Source organism: Enterobacter sp. FB, assembly GCF_000805795.1.
Lineage (GTDB): Bacteria > Pseudomonadota > Gammaproteobacteria > Enterobacterales > Enterobacteriaceae > Enterobacter > Enterobacter roggenkampii.
In genome coordinates this window covers 52,990-70,214 of the sequence record NZ_JSZC01000008.1, presented here as the reverse complement: position 1 = coordinate 70,214, position 17,225 = coordinate 52,990, and the positions used below count along the sequence as shown (strand labels likewise).

The window sequence follows — 17,225 nt, the reverse complement described above, 5'->3', positions numbered from 1 at the left end:
CCCCTGGGGAGAGGGTCAGGGCGAGGGGACCGCAGCGGTCCCCTCGCCCCTCCCCACTCTGTGATAAACTTCGTGCAATTCCTTTTGATTGTACGAGTACCTCATGAAACGTGAACTTGCTATCGAGTTTTCCCGCGTCACCGAAGCGGCTGCCCTTGCAGGCTATAAGTGGCTGGGTCGTGGTGACAAAAATACCGCAGACGGCGCAGCCGTCCATGCCATGCGCATTGTGCTTAACCAGGTCAACATCGACGGCACCATCGTGATCGGCGAAGGCGAGATCGACGAAGCGCCAATGCTCTACATCGGTGAAAAAGTCGGTACCGGCAAAGGTGATGCCGTGGATATCGCCGTCGACCCGATCGAAGGTACGCGCATGACCGCAATGGGTCAGGCCAACGCCCTGGCGGTGCTGGCCGTGGGCGATAAGGGCTGCTTCCTCAACGCGCCGGATATGTACATGGAAAAGCTGATTGTCGGTCCTGGCGCGAAAGGCGCAATCGACCTTAGCCTGCCGCTGGAAGAGAACCTGCGTAACGTCGCCCGCGCGCTGAACAAACCGCTGAGCGAACTCACCGTCACCATTCTGGCCAAACCGCGCCACGACGCCACCATCGCGCAGATGCAAAAGCTCGGCGTGCGCGTGTTTGCCATTCCGGATGGTGACGTTGCCGCCTCAATCCTGACCTGCATGCCGGACAGCGAAGTAGACGTGCTGTACGGCATCGGCGGCGCGCCGGAAGGCGTAGTCTCTGCAGCAGTGATCCGCGCGCTGGACGGCGATATGCAGGCTCGTCTGCTGCCCCGCCACGAGGTGAAAGGCGACAGCGCAGAGAACCGCCGTATCGGGGAAAACGAGCTGGCACGCTGCGAAGCGATGGGCATCGAGGCCAACAAAGTGCTGGCGCTGCATGATATGGCCCGTAGCGATAACGTGGTCTTCTCGGCGACAGGTATCACCAAAGGCGATCTGCTGGACGGCATCAGCCGCAAGGGCAATATGGTGGCCACCACTGAAACGCTGCTGATCCGCGGAAAATCACGCACCATTCGCCGCATCCAGTCTATCCACTATCTCGACCGCAAAGACCCGGACGTACAGACGCACATTCTGTAAAACCGTTTGATCGATAGAGCTTTCCGGCCCAAATGGGCTGGAAATCTCCCCGTTAAGTACGGAAGATAGAACAGAGAAACAGCACAGGAGAAGATCATGGCGGACTGGGTAACAGGTAAAGTCACAAAGATACAGTTCTGGACCGATGCGCTATTTAGTCTCACCCTGCATGCTCCCGTCCACCCGTTTAAAGCCGGGCAATTTGCGAAGCTGGGGCTGGATGTCGACGGCGAGCGCGTGCAGCGCGCCTACTCTTACGTTAACGCGCCTGATAACCCGGATCTCGAGTTCTATCTGGTCACCGTTCCTGACGGTAAACTCAGCCCGCGCCTTGCCGCCCTCAAGCCCGGCGACGACGTGCAAATCGTGAGTGAAGCAGCAGGCTTCTTTGTGCTCGAAGAGATCCCGGATTGTGACACGCTCTGGATGCTGGCAACCGGTACGGCCATCGGCCCTTATCTCTCTATTTTGCAGTACGGCAAAGACCTGGAGCGATTTAAAAACATCGTGCTGGTTCACGCTGCGCGCTACGCCGCAGACCTGAGCTACCTGCCGCAGATGCAGGCGCTGGAACAGCAGTACGGCGGAAAGTTAAAGATTCAGACGGTGGTCAGCCGCGAAACCGTAGCAGGAACGCTGACCGGTCGCGTGCCGGCGTTAATTGAGAATGGTGCCCTGGAAGAGGCGGTGGGTTTACCGATGACGGCTGAAACCAGCCACGTCATGCTGTGTGGCAACCCGCAGATGGTACGCGACACGCAGCAGCTTCTGAAGGATACCCGGCAGATGACGAAACATCTTCGCCGCCGACCGGGCCATATGACCGCCGAACACTACTGGTGATCAGCGGTATTTCACCTCAACGGTGTCTTTACCGTATTTGTTTTCGCTCTGGGTGCCAATAAACGCGCCCAGATCGACAACCATCATCACGAAGATGACCGACGGCAGCAGCCTGCCCACCACCCACGGCAGGATGGACGGAAGCATCGCCCAGTTTCCCGCCACCAGCATCCACGCCAGAATAATCAGAAATGCCCACGCGCCGGAGCGGCCGCGATCGTGCAGGCGTTTCACCACGACTGCCGCCGTTGGCCAGAGCAGGCAGACCAGCGCGAAGGCCGCCGTTTGCGTGCTCAGCCACGCGTTATAGGCGACGAAAAACAGAAGCAGCATGGCGACAACCCACGTCACCATCCAGATCCAGAAATCACGGCGTCCAATACGCCCTTTGAATGAAAACAGCCACTGCTGTATGGTCATGTAAGGTTCCTTATTATCGTTTAGCCCGCATTTTACCCTGGAGTTGTGACCTTTTGACAAGCCGACCAGATATCGTTTTAATCATGAGCACTTACGGCCAGGGGCAATGTTGATGAAAAGTTCGGCACATTCTCTTTTCCTGTGTTTAGCGCTGCTCAGCGCGGGTTTTACCCTGCACGCCGCCGAAACCACAGCCCCGACCACCGCACCGTACCTGCTGGCGGGCGCACCGTCGTTCGATCAGTCCATCAGCCAGTTTCGTGAAGCCTTCAATCAGGCCAACCCCACGCTGCCGCTGGATGAGTTTCGTGCCATTGATGGCCCTCGCGACACGCCTACCCTGACCCGTGCAGCAAGCAAGATTAACGAGAATTTGTATGCCTCCACGGCGCTGGAGCGCGGGACGTTAAAAATCAAAAGCATGCAAATCACCTGGCTGCCAATACAGGGCCCAGAGCAGAAAGCCGCGAAGGCGAAAGCGCTGGAGTACATGAGCGCGGTCCTGCAGGCGTTTACCCCTGCGCTGACGAAAAAGCAAAGCCAGCAAAAGCTGCAAAAACTCCTCACCGCCGGTAAAAACAAGCGTTATTACGCCGATACCGAAGGCGCGATCCGCTATGTGGTGGCGGACAACGGCGAAAAAGGACTGACCTTCGCTGTTGAACCGATTAAGCTGGCACTATCTGACACCCTCGGCGGGGCGAATTAATGACAAAAAGCAAAGCCTTTCGAGGGAAAATCTCTATACTGATTCACAGACCATGCTGCCCGACAGGGTGGCCATATTCCTTAATTCGCTTATTGAGCGTGGAGAATTGAAATGCGACATCCTTTAGTGATGGGTAACTGGAAACTGAACGGCAGCCGCCACATGGTAAACGAACTGGTTGCGAACCTGCGTAAAGAGCTGGCTGGCGTGACCGGCTGCGCGGTTGCTATCGCTCCGCCGGATATGTACCTGGATCTGGCTAAACGTGCCGCTGACGGCAGCCACATCATTCTGGGCGCGCAGAACGTTGACGTTAACCTGTCTGGCGCGTTCACCGGTGAAACGTCCGCTGAAATGCTGAAAGATATCGGCGCGAAATACATCATCATCGGCCACTCCGAGCGTCGCACCTATCACAAAGAATCCGACGAGTTCATCGCGAAGAAATTCGCCGTGCTGAAAGAGCAGGGTCTGATCCCGGTTCTGTGCATCGGTGAAACCGAAGCAGAAAACGAAGCGGGCAAAACTGAAGAAGTGTGCGCACGTCAGATCGACGCAGTGCTGAAAACGCAGGGTGCAGCAGCGTTCGAAGGCGCGGTTATCGCTTACGAGCCAGTCTGGGCGATCGGTACCGGCAAATCAGCCACCCCTGCGCAGGCTCAGGCGGTTCACAAATTCATCCGTGACCACATTGCGAAAGCTGACGCCAAAGTGGCTGAGCAAGTGATCATCCAGTACGGTGGTTCCGTTAACGCGTCTAACGCTGCTGAGCTGTTCACCCAGCCAGACATCGATGGCGCGCTGGTTGGCGGTGCATCCCTGAAAGCGGACGCTTTCGCGGTGATCGTTAAAGCGGCAGAAGCGGCTAAACAGGCGTAATTGCCTTTGTGGCGGGTGGCGCTTTGCTAACCCGCCCTACGGTTCTGTAGGCCCGGTAAGCGTCAGCGCCACCGGGCTTTTTTACAGCCGTCCCAGCAGGCTAAACCACAGATAATCCAGCGGCAGCAGCACCAGATACGTTGCCACCGCCAGCGCCAGACAGAGCACCATCCCCGCCCTGGCAGGCACTTTTCCTAACCCCATCGCCACCACGATCGGCGACGCCTGATACGGCAGCAGCGGCGTGGAATAGCCCAGCACCTGAATCATGATCACCGACAGCAGCGGGAAGCCGGTCGCATCCGAGAAGCTCTGCGCCAGGGTGGTATACAGCGCCGGAACGCCGTTAGCGGTCATGATGAAGTTGAGTGCGGTGGTAATACCGGTCAGCGCCAGGAAGCTGGTGAACGGTCGGTCTGCATCGAGCGGCATAATACGGAGCAACGCCTCGCCCACCGCCGTGCCGATACCGGTTTGCGTCACGACGATCGCCAGCCCCAGAATACCGGCAACGTAGATACAGGTGCGCATATTCACACCGGCAGAAAACTCCTCCCCGGTGATAAAACCGATGCGCGGCAGCATAACGATGACCGACGCCGCCAGCCCGGTCCAGGCGGGCCCCACGCCGTGCCAGCTCTCCGTCACCCACATCCCCAGCACTATCGCCAGCAGCCAGGCAAGACGCTTTTCATCCCGGCCCATGGGTTCAGACGGCACCTGTTCCTGAGGCGGTTTTGGGCTGCCGGGAAAAAGCCAGCAGATCAGGCCAATCAGGATCAGGCCTTTGAGAATGCCCAGCACCGGCGTGTGCAGCAGCAGATACGGGACATAGTTCAGGTGGATGCCGTACGAGCCTTCCGCCGCACCGCTCATCACCAGGTTAGGCACGTTAGCGGGCAGAATCGTCGCCGAAAGCTGGAACGTCCCGAACCCTACCGCCAGCGCCAGACCAAACCAGGCGCGGGAGCCGTCAGCGATACCGGCGCGTTTCGCCATTGCGGCGACAATCGGCATCAGCAGCGCAATACGTCCCATATTCGATGGCATCACAAACGCCAGCGCATAGCTCAGCAGCACCACGCTCGCTACCATTAATACCCAGGAGTCGGTGAGCTTTGCCGACAGCGCCCGGGCGGCCCGGTCCGCCAGCCCGGTTTTACGTATCGCCACGCCGAGCACGAATCCGCTGAAGACCAGCCAGAAAGCCGACGAGGCAAAACCGCCGAAAATCACCTCCGGCGGGGCGATCTTCGCAGTCATTGCCGCCGTGAAGAACAGCAGCGCGGTAATGAACTCCGGCAATAGCGACGTCGCCCATAGTACGATGGTGACGCCCACAATCAGTGAAGGCAGCAACAGAGGATACGTTGACCAGAGCGACATACCTGTCTCCTGTAGAATTTTTCAGCAAGTCTACGGCGACAGGCAGGGCGAGTAAACGCTATTTATGGTGGGGTCAATTCAGGATAGCGCATTGATGATCCTGCAGTTCCTCAGCCGACGCGCGGTTAAGCATCAGCAGGTTGCGCTCGGTGGCCAGCAACACAAACGAACCATCTGACTGCTGCGCCATTGCCAGCGCGAAGCGCCCCATATGGTCGCGCGCTTCCGGCAGCTCTTCAGCCAGCATCATGAACGGGCTGCGCTGCACCAGTTCATTCTCCGTCACCCGACGAGCAAGATACTCATGCCCTTCCAGGCCGCCAGGAAGGGGTAGCCATTGGGTGCTGATGTCTCCCTGCGCGGCGTTCAGCTTCTCGCGCACGTCCGGGCGCAGGCAGGAGATATGAATGTGAAAATGGTTTTGCGTGCGCCCTGTCGGCGAGTTAATCGTCAGTGAAATGGCGCTGTCGGGCACCTCGCTTCCACGCTTCAGGGTCATAAAGCTACGCGACTGCCAGGCCAGCCAGAAAAAGTTCGGCGTATGCGCTTCGGTCAACAGCGGGCTTTCGGTGCCGTTGATGCGATATGTCGGCATCAGCAGGTATTGCAGCGGCCCGTTGCGGTCTTTAAAGACTACATAGCCTGCGTCAGGCTTCACCTGCGCACACGGTGCCGGGTTACGGTGTTGCAGTTGATTCGGCAGGCACTGGTCGAGAACGATATGTCGCAACGCATTCGGATTACCCGCTTTCATCCAGTACCAGCCGCCAGCGGCAAGGGCGATGACAATGAGGATCAATAAGATAATTTTTTTCACAACGCGTTCCCTGTTTTCAATAGAGGCAAAAGAGTAACGCAAAATGATGACCAAATAAAAAACCCGGCGGATTTCTCACGCCGGGTCACCGTGTCGTTTATTTATGTTCAGCGCTGGCTAATCTGGTCAAAGGTGCCGCCGTTAGAGAAGTGCTCTTTCTGCGCTTTCGTCCAGCCACCGAAAACATCATCAATGGTGAAGAGCTTCAGTTTCGGGAATTCGCCGTCATATTTCTTCGCCACAGCCGCATCGCGTGGACGATAGAAGTTCTTCGCTGCAATCTCCTGACCTTCCGGCGAGTAGAGGTACTTCAGGTAGGCTTCCGCCACCGCTTTGGTGTCTTTCTTTTCCACCACTTTATCGACCACGGAAACGGTCGGCTCAGCCAGAATAGATTCGCTTGGGGTCACGATCTCAAACTTATCTTTACCCAGTTCGTTGGTCGCCAGCAGGGCTTCGTTTTCCCACGCAATCAGCACGTCACCAATGCCGCGCTCCACGAAGGTGTTGGTTGCACCGCGCGCGCCGGAGTCCAGCACTTCCACGTTTTTGTACAGCGCTTTCACGAACTCCTGGGCTTTAGCCTGGTCACCGTTGTTGTGGTGCAGTGCATAGCCCCAGGCGGCCAGATAGTTCCAGCGTGCGCCGCCGGAGCTTTTCGGGTTAGGGGTAATAACTGACACGCCCGGCTTAATCAGGTCATTCCAGTCATGGATCTGTTTCGGGTTGCCTTTACGTACCAGGAAAACGATGGTCGAGGTGTAGGGCGCGGAGTTATCCGGCAGGCGTTTGATCCAGTTTTTGTCGATACGGCCACGCTCGGCGATCGCGTCAACATCGTAGGCCAGCGCCAGGGTCACCACGTCGGCTTCAATACCGTTGATGACGGAGGTCGCCTGCTTGCCAGAACCACCGTGAGACTGGCGAACCACGACATTGTCGCCGGTTTCCTGCTTCCAGTGTGCCGCAAACGCTTTGTTGTATTGTTCATACAGTTCACGCGTCGGGTCGTATGACACGTTCAGTAACTGGATATCCTTAGCCAGAACGCTGGTCGATGCCAGCAATAATGTTAAACCCACGCCCCATTTATTCATCGCCCAGCTCTCTTGTGTAGTGTTTTGATGAATGCAGCGTGCCAGAAAGCGAATCGAGGATTAAAGAATAAAAAAAGATTGGCTATAACGTAGTGGAATAAAAAAGCGTGCACGCATAAAAAAGCCGGGTGGCGGCTACGCCTTACCCGGCCTACGAGTCGTGCTTTTGTAGGCCCGGTAAGCGCAGCGCCACCGGGCAACAGAGCCAATCAGTACAGTTTTTTCGCGCAGTCCAGCCAGTCACCTTTGAACGGACGCTTCATGTTTTCAATCGCGTCGATGATGTCATGGTGAACCAGTTTCTCGTTCTGAATACCGACGCAGCGGCCGCCGTGGCCCTGCAGCAGCAGTTCGATTGCGTACGCGCCCATACGGGACGCCAGAATACGGTCATACGGGCCAGGGGAGCCGCCACGCTGGATGTGCCCCAGTACGGTTGCACGGGTTTCACGCTTGGTTTCGGTTTCGATGTACTTCGCCAGCTCGTCTACGTCACAGATGTGCTCGGTGATAGCCACGATCGCATGTTTTTTGCCTTTCGCGATGCCCGCTTTGATTTCAGCTACCAGATCTTCACGGCTGAACTCCACTTCCGGAACCACGACAAACTCACAGCCCCCCGCAATTGCCGCAGCCAGGGTCAGGTCACCGCAGTAACGCCCCATCACTTCAACGATAGAGATACGCTGGTGGGAAGAAGAGGTGTCACGCAGGCGGTCAATTGCTTCCACAACGGTGCCCAGCGCGGTGAAGTAACCGATGGTGTAGTCGGTGCCTTTGATGTCGTTGTCGATGGTGCCCGGCAGGCCGATGCACGGGAAGCCCATTTCAGTCAGACGTTTTGCACCCATGTACGAGCCGTCACCGCCGATAACCACCAGGGCGTCCAGTCCACGTTTTTTCATGTTCTCGATAGCCACTTCACGAACGTGTTCATCACGGAATTCCGGGAAGCGCGCAGACCCAAGGAAGGTACCGCCACGGTTGATCATGTCAGACACGCTGTAACGGTCGAGCTGAACCATACGGTCTTCATACAGACCCAGGTAACCATCATAGATACCAAAAACTTCCAGACCTTCCGTCAGCGCCGCGCGGACAACCCCACGAATTGCCGCGTTCATGCCCGGCGCATCACCGCCGCTTGTCAACACACCGATTTTCTTAATCATGACTACCTCTGAACTTAGGAATGCAAAATTGAAATCTGTTGCCGGAAGAAACTTATCGACCAACGAATACTGCAAATAGTATATCAATCCCTTCCAGCTGAATTGATTCAGGTCAGACCAAATGGCGGTAATTTATACACAAAAAGCTGGCCTGGCTCACTTTTTTACAACGAATTACGAAAGCCCAACATGTCCGGGTACAACCGAGCAGGGATCCTGGTGAATGATGACGTCTGAACCAGGAAAACGCTGCAATATCGCCTGCTCGACCTGCTCAGCAATCATGTGAGCCTGAACCAGTGGCAGGTTGTCTTCCATTTCAATATGAATCTGAATAAAGCGGGTCGGCCCTGACTGCCGCGTTCGAAGATCGTGTGCACCGCTGACGCCGGGCCAGGCGGTCACGATAGAAAAAATTTCATTACGTTCTGAGTCCGGGAGGGCGCGGTCAAGCAGCGATTGCACTGCTTCATACCCCATCCGCAGGGCGCTATATAAAATATAGATACCAATCCCTAACGCAAACAACGCATCGGCCCGATGCCAGCCATACCAGGCCAGACCGAGCGCAATAAGAATAGCCCCATTCATCATAACATCAGATTGATAATGAAGCATATCCGCCCGTACGGCCTGACTTTGCGTTTTGCGAACGACCCAGCGCTGGAACGTTACCAGAACAAGTGTGCAAATAAGTGCAACGACCGTCACAACGACGCCGACGCCGGGATCGTTCATCGGTGTCGGCGAGACGAGATGCTGAATGCCGGTGAGAAACAGGAACAGCGCAGAACCGGATATGAACATGCTTTGCGCCAGCGCGGCCAGCGACTCCGCTTTACCGTGCCCAAAGGTGTGCTCTTCATCCGCTGGCTGCAGCGAGTAACGTACGACCAGCAGGTTGGTCAATGAGGCGGCAATGTCCATCAGCGAATCCACCAGCGCCGCCAGAATACTGACCGAGCCGGTATACCACCAGGCAAAGATTTTAATCAGTAACAGGCTGGATGCCATGACGGTCGCCGCGATGGCGGCCCGGCTGACCAGTCTTCCATAGGATTGATTCATAAACGCTCCTGTCATGTCATGCCGGTAGTATAACGGAAGCTTGTGGAGTCGAAGGATGAATAGATGAATAAACGGTTAACAAACCAGAATATGGTGCAGAGCCACCCTGATGTGGGAGAAGACAGGAACAGAGAAGAAAGAAAAAAAATAACCACTTGTATTAAAAGAATTTTATTACAACAACCCGTTACATCCAGACTACACATCCGGTTTGGTTGTTACGTTGATATGCACCATCGACGACACTGTCACTGCGACTTAGAAAATACTGAAAGGATAAGTTGCTTCCGTATCCAATCGCTCAACAGATGCTATTGCATTGTGTCAAACAATAAAACCTGCCACTACTCTGAAAAACCACCACACCATCTAACTCATTGTTCTTTATTAAATTTATAGGATAACTTAATATTTTTTAATTTCAGCGATATAGTACACTTGATGCTATACATGTTGTACTGGAAAAATTTATCTTAAGAGAATATATATGTCTAATGAACCACTAAAAATTGCGTTTACTGGCGTTTATGATATCGCAAATTATGGAGATCATTTATTTCCGATTATTTTCGATAAAATCATGAAAATGAAAGGTCTGAATATCAAACTTTATCTTTTCTCACCGGTGGGGGGAACACAAAGCCTATCATTAAATGAGATTGTCTACCCATTAAATGAGATGGAATCATTGCATCTAAAACATAATTTCGATGCAATTATTGTTGGTGGCGGTGGAATATTCCACTATGCAAGTGGGCAACAAAAAATAAAAAGAGACTCGGACGAGTTCGTAGACTACCCAGTGTTTGAAACATGGGTTATTCCTTCGATTGTTGCATACAAACACAACATAAAACTAATCTGGAATCTACTTGGCGGCTACCATGATTTCTCACCATTTTATCAGAAACTTACTCAGGCCTTATGCGACCCTATTGACTATATATCAGTCCGGGACAACTATACTAAAAAAATCCTGACTGATAGTGGCATAGAGGATACATTAATTAACGTATTTCCTGATTCTGCATTTATGATGACAGAATGCATTCCTCATGAAATTATTGAAAAATCGTTAAATAATTTAAGAAACAGCGATAAAGAATACATTGTTTATCACGCGAATAGATTCCTACCCAAAAGTGCAATTCCTGATGTTGTAAAATCATTAGACTATTTTTACAACTTAGACTTTGAAATCATACTGTTACCACTGGCATATACTCATGATGATGAAAGCATTCTTAGGGAGATAAATCAAAACGCAGATTCCCGATATACTCTTTATGAAAAAGAACTCAATATGTACGAAATTATGAGCATGCTGGCAGGTTGCCACACTTATATTGGTGTGAGTTTCCATGGCGCAATTACCGCAGCCTGTCATGGGAAAAAAGTTGTGGCCTTTGATTATATGCTGAACGGAAAAACTAAAGATCTCTTCAAGATGTTAGATCTTCAGGATTATTACATAACTGATTCTAATTTCCTATACGAGCGTACAGTACAATGTCACAAAAAAATGTCTCCAGTTATTTTAGATGATAAAATAGCATCTCTGCATCAGCACTTTGACACTATTATTGACTTACTCGTATCAACTAAAACGAGAGAGAAAGGAAGTGATAATTTCCTTATTAGCTTTTCTAATACCATATCCAATATAAACAAATCTTTCAGTACATTACAATCCGAGTTCAGTCAACTGGATAATCTCAGTAGAGACACCCACATAAAATATGTAGAGCTACAGGATAAACACGCCGAATTATGTAAGTTGAATATTGAGTTGAAGGACAATCTCAATACCTTTAGTAGAGCCAACAATGAATTGCAGGATACATTCAACGCCCTTCAACTGCAAAACAAAGAATTATTTAAACAAAAATCCGATGCTGAAAAATGGATTGATGAAATGAAAAAATCAAGGACCTATAATTTGATTAAAACCATTAATAACATAAAATTAAAAATAAAAAATGCACTCATAAAATAATACAGGGACATGAAAACTCCCTGGTAATAGCAACGAGGAACGCTCAATACCATTTTCTCATGATGTGAAGAATCAACAGGCAAAAAAAACCCCCACATCATGTGGGGGAAGACAGGGATGGTGTCTATGGCAAGGAAAACAGGGTTTACTGGTTACTACGGGTACTGCTATTGCTACTGAAAAACGAGGTTTCTGAGCTTCGCTGCATCCGTGCAACCTCACGCAGCTGATCCATACGCTGCTGATGTTTGGTGTTCAAAACCGCTTGCTGCTCCGGCGTTAGCAGGTGGAACATCTGGTTGCGGACCTTCGCCATCTCTACTTGGCGAGCAACCTGTTCCTGTGCCATTTTTTCGGCCTGAGCGCGCACAGCGCTTTCGTCAAAATTTTCTGCGGTGACAAGGCGATGCATTGTCTCCATTTCGCTAACATTAACAGGGGGCTGGTCGTGTCTCGCCCTCTGCATCAGATCTCGCATCTGTTGACGCTGATGTTCGGTTAAACTTATGCCGTCAAACATATGGCTTTGGCTGCTGTTCTGCGTTGCGCCCTCTTGTAAGGGACCGTTATCGCTGATGATAGCTACAGCAGCCTGGCTAAACGCACTGAACGCCAGCGTTGAGGCCATGACGGCAGCGGTAACTTTGCGCATCACTTGCTCCCAAAATCTTTCGTGTCGCGATTCAACGAGAGACAGTCTACGATTCAGGCTGCAAACATGCGTCAGGGGGTGTAAAACAACGTAAAGTCATGGATTAGACAGCCTTGATGTCGTAATTTCTGCCTCGGAGGTATTTAAACAATGAATAAAATCCTGTTAGTTGATGATGACCGAGAGCTCACATCCCTTTTAAAGGAGTTGCTCGACATGGAAGGTTTCAACGTCCTGGTTGCCCATGATGGCGAGCAGGCGCTGAGTCTCCTTGACGACAGCATCGATTTACTTTTGCTCGACGTGATGATGCCGAAGAAAAACGGCATTGATACGCTGAAAGAGCTTCGACAGACACACCAGACTCCCGTTATCATGCTGACCGCGCGCGGCAGCGAACTCGACCGCGTACTCGGCCTTGAGCTGGGCGCGGATGACTATTTACCGAAGCCGTTTAACGACCGCGAACTGGTCGCCCGTATTCGCGCGATCCTGCGTCGTTCCCACTGGAGCGAGCAGCAGCAAAATACGGACAACAGTTCACCGACCCTTGAAGTCGACTCCCTGAGCCTGAATCCGGGCCGACAGGAAGCGAGCTTTGATGGCCAGACGCTCGAACTCACCGGCACCGAGTTCACCCTGCTGTATCTGCTGGCACAGCACCTCGGCCAGGTGGTATCGCGTGAACATTTAAGTCAGGAAGTGCTGGGCAAGCGTCTTACCCCGTTTGACCGCGCCATCGACATGCACATCTCTAACCTGCGCCGTAAGCTGCCGGAGCGTAAAGACGGTCACCCATGGTTTAAAACCCTGCGTGGTCGCGGTTATCTGATGGTTTCCGCTTCATGATAGGAAGCTTAACCGCCCGCATCTTCGCCATCTTCTGGTTGACGCTGGCACTGGTTTTAATGCTCGTACTGATGTTGCCAAAACTCGACTCACGCCAGATGACGGAGCTTCTCGACAGCGAGCAACGTCAGGGCGTGATGATCGAGCAACACGTGGAAGCCGAGCTGGCAAACGATCCGCCAAACGATTTGATGTGGTGGCGCAGGCTATTTCGCGCTATCGACAAGTGGGCGCCGCCCGGACAACGCCTGCTGCTGGTGACCAGCGAAGGCCGCGTGATTGGCGCCGATCGCAATGAAATGCAGATCATCCGCAACTTCATTGGCCAGGCAGATAATGCCGATCACCCCCAGAAGAAAAAATATGGCCGCGTAGAGATGGTGGGGCCGTTCTCCGTCAGAGATGGCGAGGATAACTATCAGCTCTACCTGATTCGCCCCGCGAGCAGCTCCCAGTCCGATTTTATCAACCTGCTGTTTGACCGCCCTCTCCTGCTGCTGATTGTCACGATGCTGGTCAGCTCGCCGCTGCTGTTATGGCTGGCGTGGAGCCTGGCAAAACCCGCACGTAAGCTGAAAAACGCCGCCGACGAAGTGGCGCAGGGCAACCTGAGGCAGCACCCGGAACTGGAGTCCGGACCGCAGGAGTTCCTGGCCGCCGGGACCAGTTTTAACCAGATGGTGAGCGCGCTCGATCGCATGATGACGGCCCAGCAGCGCCTGCTGTCGGATATCTCGCACGAACTGCGTACCCCGCTCACGCGCTTACAGCTGGGTACCGCCCTGCTGCGTCGCCGCAGCGGAGAAAGCAAAGAGCTGGAGCGCATCGAAACCGAAGCGCATCGTCTGGACAGCATGATCAACGATCTGCTGGTCATGTCGCGCAATCAGCAGAAAAACGCGCTGGTGAGCGAAACGGTGAAAGCCAATCATCTGTGGCATGAAGTGCTGGATAACGCGGCGTTCGAAGCGGAGCAGATGGGCAAATCCTTCACCGTTAACTTCCCGCCGGGTCCATGGCCGCTGTACGGTAACCCCAACGCGCTGGAAAGCGCGCTGGAAAATATCGTGCGTAACGCCCTGCGCTACTCGCACACGAAGATTGAGGTGGCGTTCTCGGTGGATAAAGACGGGATCACCGTCATCGTCGACGACGACGGTCCTGGCGTCAGCCCGGAAGACCGCGAGCAGATCTTCCGTCCGTTCTACCGCACCGACGAGGCGCGCGACCGGGAATCGGGCGGTACGGGACTGGGGCTGGCGATTGTGGAAACCGCCATGCAGCAGCACCGCGGCTGGGTGAAAGCCGACGACAGCCCGCTGGGTGGGCTGCGGTTAACGCTGTGGCTACCGTTGTATAAGCGTTCGTAGCTGTTAGTGCCGGGTGGCGGCTTCGCCTTACCCGGCCTACTTTTTACGGAGGTCTATTTACCCCACAATCTCCGGGAATTATCCTCTATCTTGCTGCTTAAACGCCGTTTCTGCATCGTTCTTGTCCAGCTGGTCGACAGCCCCGCCGCCGACAGCAGGCGATGATACTGCTCGTCATCAAACGGCATATGCCACGCAATGGCGCAGGCGTCGTAAACAGACACCTCACTCAGGCGTGATACCAGCTCAAGCGGCGCATCCGCTGAAACCTGCCCAGCCAGCACCACCCGGTACAGCCAGCCGGTTTTACCCGCGCTTTGCATCTGAGCCGACATGTCATGAATGCCGAAATGGTAGTTGAGCTTGAAGCACGGCGAGCGCGGCTGCGTCACCTGAATCAGGGCATCGCCCCAGCGGTAGATATCACCAATAAACACGTTCTTTTCGGTGAGCCCTTCAGTGGAGAGATTTTCACCAAACGCGGGAGCAACGAAGAGATCCGCCTGCTCGGGGAACTCCGCCTTCCAGTGCTGATAGTGCTCGCGCGGATAGTGGCACAGCGCGCGCTCCGGCCCGCCGTGGATCTTCTTTTCGGCCTGCTCGTCGCCCGCAAGCCCGAGGTCGGTTAACGTCAGCTCACCGTCGACCTGAATTTTGGCGATGGCGCTCGGGCGGCTGCCGTCGTACTCCCTTACCTTGCCTGTAAATACATTCACCGGATAATGCATCGCTGCCTCCATTACGCAGATACAAAAAAAGCGAGCCATCAGACTCGCTTCTCACAGGCGTCAATGCAACCTTATTTTTTAGCGGCGAAACGCGCTGCTGCTTCGTCCCAGTTCACCACGTCCCAGAACGCTTTAATGTAGTCCGGGCGACGGTTCTGGAATTTCAGGTAGTAAGCGTGTTCCCACACGTCCAGACCCAGGATTGGGAAGCCGGATGCGCCAGAGATCGCTTCACCCATCAGCGGGGAGTCCTGGTTCGCGGTAGAAACCACGGCCAGTTTGTCACCTTTCAGTACCAGCCACGCCCAGCCGGAGCCGAAACGGGTTGCAGCGGCTTTCTCGAACTCCGCTTTGAAGTTATCAACGGAACCGAAGTCGCGCTCGATAGCCGCTTTCAGATCGCCCTGCAGGGTGGTACCGGTTTTCAGGCCTTTCCAGAACAGGCTGTGGTTAGCGTGACCGCCCGCGTTGTTGCGCAGCACGGTTTTCTTGTCCGCTGGCAGCTGGTCCAGCTTGGTGATCAGCTCTTCAACAGGCAGGTTAGCGAACTCAGGCAGGCTTTCCAGCGCGGCGTTCGCGTTGTTCACGTAGGTCTGGTGGTGTTTAGTGTGATGGATTTCCATCGTCTGCTTGTCGAAATGCGGTTCCAGTGCGTCGTAGGCATACGGCAGGGATGGCAGTGTATAACTCATAATCCTCTCCATTATTGTCGGGCGGCACAGCTGTTAATGCCGCGTAAGCAGTTGGTTCATTATAGTTAATTAAATGATATTGAAAATGATTATCAATGCCGTAGTTTTTATAAGGTTATTCATTTTTTGACCAACGCCGGAATAGTGAGTGGGTTCAGGGCGTTAATGGACTTCTAGCGCCTTATTGCCTGCCGCAATCTCCTCCCTGCTGCTGAGCGTAAACGCCGACACCACCGTAATCGCCAGCACGAAACAGCCCAGCATCAGGTATGTCTCCTGGAAACCGATCCGGTCATACATATTCCCGGCAAACGCGGAGAGGAAGATTGCCGCCGACTGTTTGGCAAACTGGAAGCCAATCAGATAGATAGTCGCCGAAAGACGCGTATCAAACACCCCGGTGATGTACTTGAAGGCCCCTACCAGCAGGAACGGCACCTCCAGCGCGTGCAGCATCTTCAGGGCAATCACTTCTACGGCGGTGGTGGCAAACGACGAGCCGATAATGCGCGTCGCCATAATCACCCCGGCGATCAGCAGCGTGTTTTTCGCGCCGATGCGGTTAATGATCCACGGTGAACAAAACATGATGATCGCATTGCAGATTTCCCCGGCAGTGGTCGCAAAACCAAAGGCGCGAGTGCCCTCCTGCGGCGTGGCGAAGAACGTTTTGAAGAAGGTAGCAAACTGCTGGTCGAAGACGTCGTAGACGCAGGCCACGCCAATCACGTACAGAATAAACATCCACATTCTGCGCTGACGGAACAGGCTAAAGACCGTTTTCGCAGTGATCTGCGGCTGGTTGGCACCCAGCGCATTCATCACCTGCGCCGTCTGATTGGGTCTTGGCTTTGCGACCACCAGCAACAGCATCAACAGCAGCGCCGCCGCCGAACCCATCCAGAAAACATACGACGGATCGATGCCGAACAGGATCCCGCCCGTGGAGGCGCACAGCCCCCAGCCGAGGCAGCCAAACATGCGCGCCTTGCCGTACTCAAAGAAACTGTTACGGCTCACGCGTTCAATGTAGGCCTCAATGGCTCCTGAGCCCGCCGAAAAGACAAAGCCGATATAAATGCCGCCGCTCAGCGCGCCCAGCCAGATGTTGGCTTTCAGTAACGGCGCAAAGACGTAGAGGAAGAAAGGGGCAAACAGGAACAGCAGCACGGAGATGATCCACAGCAGGTGTTTTTTCAGCCCCAGTTTATCCGAGATCACCCCAAGCACCGGCTGGAAGGCAATGGCCGAGAGTGAGATGCAGGAGAAGACGATGCCGGTATGGGTTTTATTGAGGCCGATGATATCCGACAGCCAGATCGGCAGGAACGGAAAGCAGGTGGCCATGATGAAAAAGTAGAGAAAGAAGAACAGCCCGAAAATCCAGAAATTAGGGTTGTCTTTGTGGGTACAGGTTGTTGTGTTCATTA

Annotated in this window: 17 protein-coding genes; 7 read left to right on the top strand and 10 right to left on the bottom strand. The window is 53.7% G+C overall.

Annotated features, from left to right (window positions below; all coding sequences use genetic code 11):
- Positions 1 to 103: 103 nt before the first annotated feature.
- Complete coding sequence (glpX, locus tag PI91_RS05800; protein WP_039265639.1) at positions 104 to 1,117, top strand: class II fructose-bisphosphatase; 1,014 nt, start codon at positions 104 to 106, stop codon at positions 1,115 to 1,117.
- A gap of 96 nt (positions 1,118 to 1,213) precedes the next feature.
- A complete protein-coding gene (fpr, locus tag PI91_RS05795; protein ID WP_021242807.1) occupies positions 1,214 to 1,960 on the top strand; it encodes a ferredoxin--NADP(+) reductase in 747 nt (248 codons plus the stop codon).
- Here fpr and PI91_RS05790 read toward each other — a convergent pair whose 3' ends face one another.
- Complete coding sequence (locus PI91_RS05790) at positions 1,961 to 2,380, bottom strand: DUF805 domain-containing protein (protein WP_008501811.1); 420 nt, start codon at positions 2,378 to 2,380, stop codon at positions 1,961 to 1,963.
- Positions 2,381 to 2,492: 112 nt separating this feature from the next.
- On the opposite strand from PI91_RS05790, the gene PI91_RS05785 reads away from it, so the two are divergent.
- On the top strand, positions 2,493 to 3,089 hold the full coding sequence (locus PI91_RS05785) for a DUF1454 family protein (RefSeq protein WP_021242806.1): 597 nt from the start codon (positions 2,493 to 2,495) through the stop codon (positions 3,087 to 3,089).
- Between the two features lie 111 nt (positions 3,090 to 3,200).
- Entirely contained in the window at positions 3,201 to 3,968 is a 768-nt protein-coding gene (tpiA, locus tag PI91_RS05780; RefSeq protein ID WP_003862019.1) for a triose-phosphate isomerase, read from the top strand.
- Between the two features lie 81 nt (positions 3,969 to 4,049).
- Here tpiA and PI91_RS05775 read toward each other — a convergent pair whose 3' ends face one another.
- From PI91_RS05775 to fieF, 5 genes are all read right to left on the bottom strand, one after another.
- The gene (locus tag PI91_RS05775) at positions 4,050 to 5,354 is read right to left on the bottom strand and encodes an SLC13 family permease (protein ID WP_039265638.1); all 1,305 of its coding nucleotides are present in this window, start codon (positions 5,352 to 5,354) and stop codon (positions 4,050 to 4,052) included.
- A gap of 73 nt (positions 5,355 to 5,427) precedes the next feature.
- Complete coding sequence (locus tag PI91_RS05770) at positions 5,428 to 6,171, bottom strand: CDP-diacylglycerol diphosphatase (RefSeq protein ID WP_025912303.1); 744 nt, start codon at positions 6,169 to 6,171, stop codon at positions 5,428 to 5,430.
- Between the two features lie 107 nt (positions 6,172 to 6,278).
- Complete coding sequence (locus PI91_RS05765) at positions 6,279 to 7,268, bottom strand: sulfate ABC transporter substrate-binding protein (protein ID WP_021242803.1); 990 nt, start codon at positions 7,266 to 7,268, stop codon at positions 6,279 to 6,281.
- Between the two features lie 209 nt (positions 7,269 to 7,477).
- The gene (gene pfkA, locus PI91_RS05760; RefSeq protein WP_008501816.1) at positions 7,478 to 8,440 is read right to left on the bottom strand and encodes a 6-phosphofructokinase; all 963 of its coding nucleotides are present in this window, start codon (positions 8,438 to 8,440) and stop codon (positions 7,478 to 7,480) included.
- Between the two features lie 174 nt (positions 8,441 to 8,614).
- Positions 8,615 to 9,508 (bottom strand): CDF family cation-efflux transporter FieF, encoded by an 894-nt coding sequence (fieF, locus tag PI91_RS05755; RefSeq protein WP_039265637.1) that lies wholly within the window; start codon positions 9,506 to 9,508, stop codon positions 8,615 to 8,617.
- Between the two features lie 487 nt (positions 9,509 to 9,995).
- Between fieF and PI91_RS05750 the strand changes: the two genes are divergently transcribed.
- Positions 9,996 to 11,504, top strand: coding sequence for a polysaccharide pyruvyl transferase family protein (locus PI91_RS05750; protein ID WP_039265636.1), 1,509 nt, complete (start codon positions 9,996 to 9,998; stop codon positions 11,502 to 11,504).
- 145 nt (positions 11,505 to 11,649) lie between these two features.
- On the opposite strand, the gene cpxP is transcribed toward PI91_RS05750, so the two are convergent.
- Positions 11,650 to 12,156 (bottom strand): cell-envelope stress modulator CpxP, encoded by a 507-nt coding sequence (cpxP, locus tag PI91_RS05745; RefSeq protein WP_021242802.1) that lies wholly within the window; start codon positions 12,154 to 12,156, stop codon positions 11,650 to 11,652.
- 150 nt (positions 12,157 to 12,306) lie between these two features.
- Here cpxP and cpxR point away from each other — a divergent pair, with 150 nt between their 5' ends.
- Entirely contained in the window at positions 12,307 to 13,005 is a 699-nt protein-coding gene (cpxR, locus tag PI91_RS05740) for an envelope stress response regulator transcription factor CpxR (RefSeq protein WP_006179159.1), read from the top strand.
- Positions 13,002 to 14,375 (top strand): envelope stress sensor histidine kinase CpxA, encoded by a 1,374-nt coding sequence (cpxA, locus tag PI91_RS05735; RefSeq protein WP_003862003.1) that lies wholly within the window; start codon positions 13,002 to 13,004, stop codon positions 14,373 to 14,375. The genes cpxR and cpxA overlap by 4 nt, the downstream gene beginning before the upstream one ends.
- Before the next feature lie 53 nt (positions 14,376 to 14,428).
- Here cpxA and yiiM read toward each other — a convergent pair whose 3' ends face one another.
- The 3 genes from yiiM to PI91_RS05720 all read right to left on the bottom strand — a co-directional run bounded on the left by yiiM (position 14,429) and on the right by PI91_RS05720 (position 17,223).
- Positions 14,429 to 15,103: a 6-hydroxyaminopurine reductase gene (gene yiiM, locus PI91_RS05730; RefSeq protein WP_008501820.1), complete on the bottom strand. Its 675-nt coding sequence runs from the start codon at positions 15,101 to 15,103 to the stop codon at positions 14,429 to 14,431.
- Between the two features lie 71 nt (positions 15,104 to 15,174).
- Positions 15,175 to 15,795 carry a superoxide dismutase [Mn] gene (sodA, locus tag PI91_RS05725; RefSeq protein WP_003861999.1) on the bottom strand — a complete coding sequence of 207 codons (621 nt, stop codon included), beginning with the start codon at positions 15,793 to 15,795 and terminating at the stop codon, positions 15,175 to 15,177.
- Positions 15,796 to 15,957: 162 nt separating this feature from the next.
- Positions 15,958 to 17,223, bottom strand: a complete 1,266-nt coding sequence (locus tag PI91_RS05720; protein WP_023326324.1) for an MFS transporter — start codon at positions 17,221 to 17,223, stop codon at positions 15,958 to 15,960.
- Positions 17,224 to 17,225 lie beyond the last annotated feature (2 nt).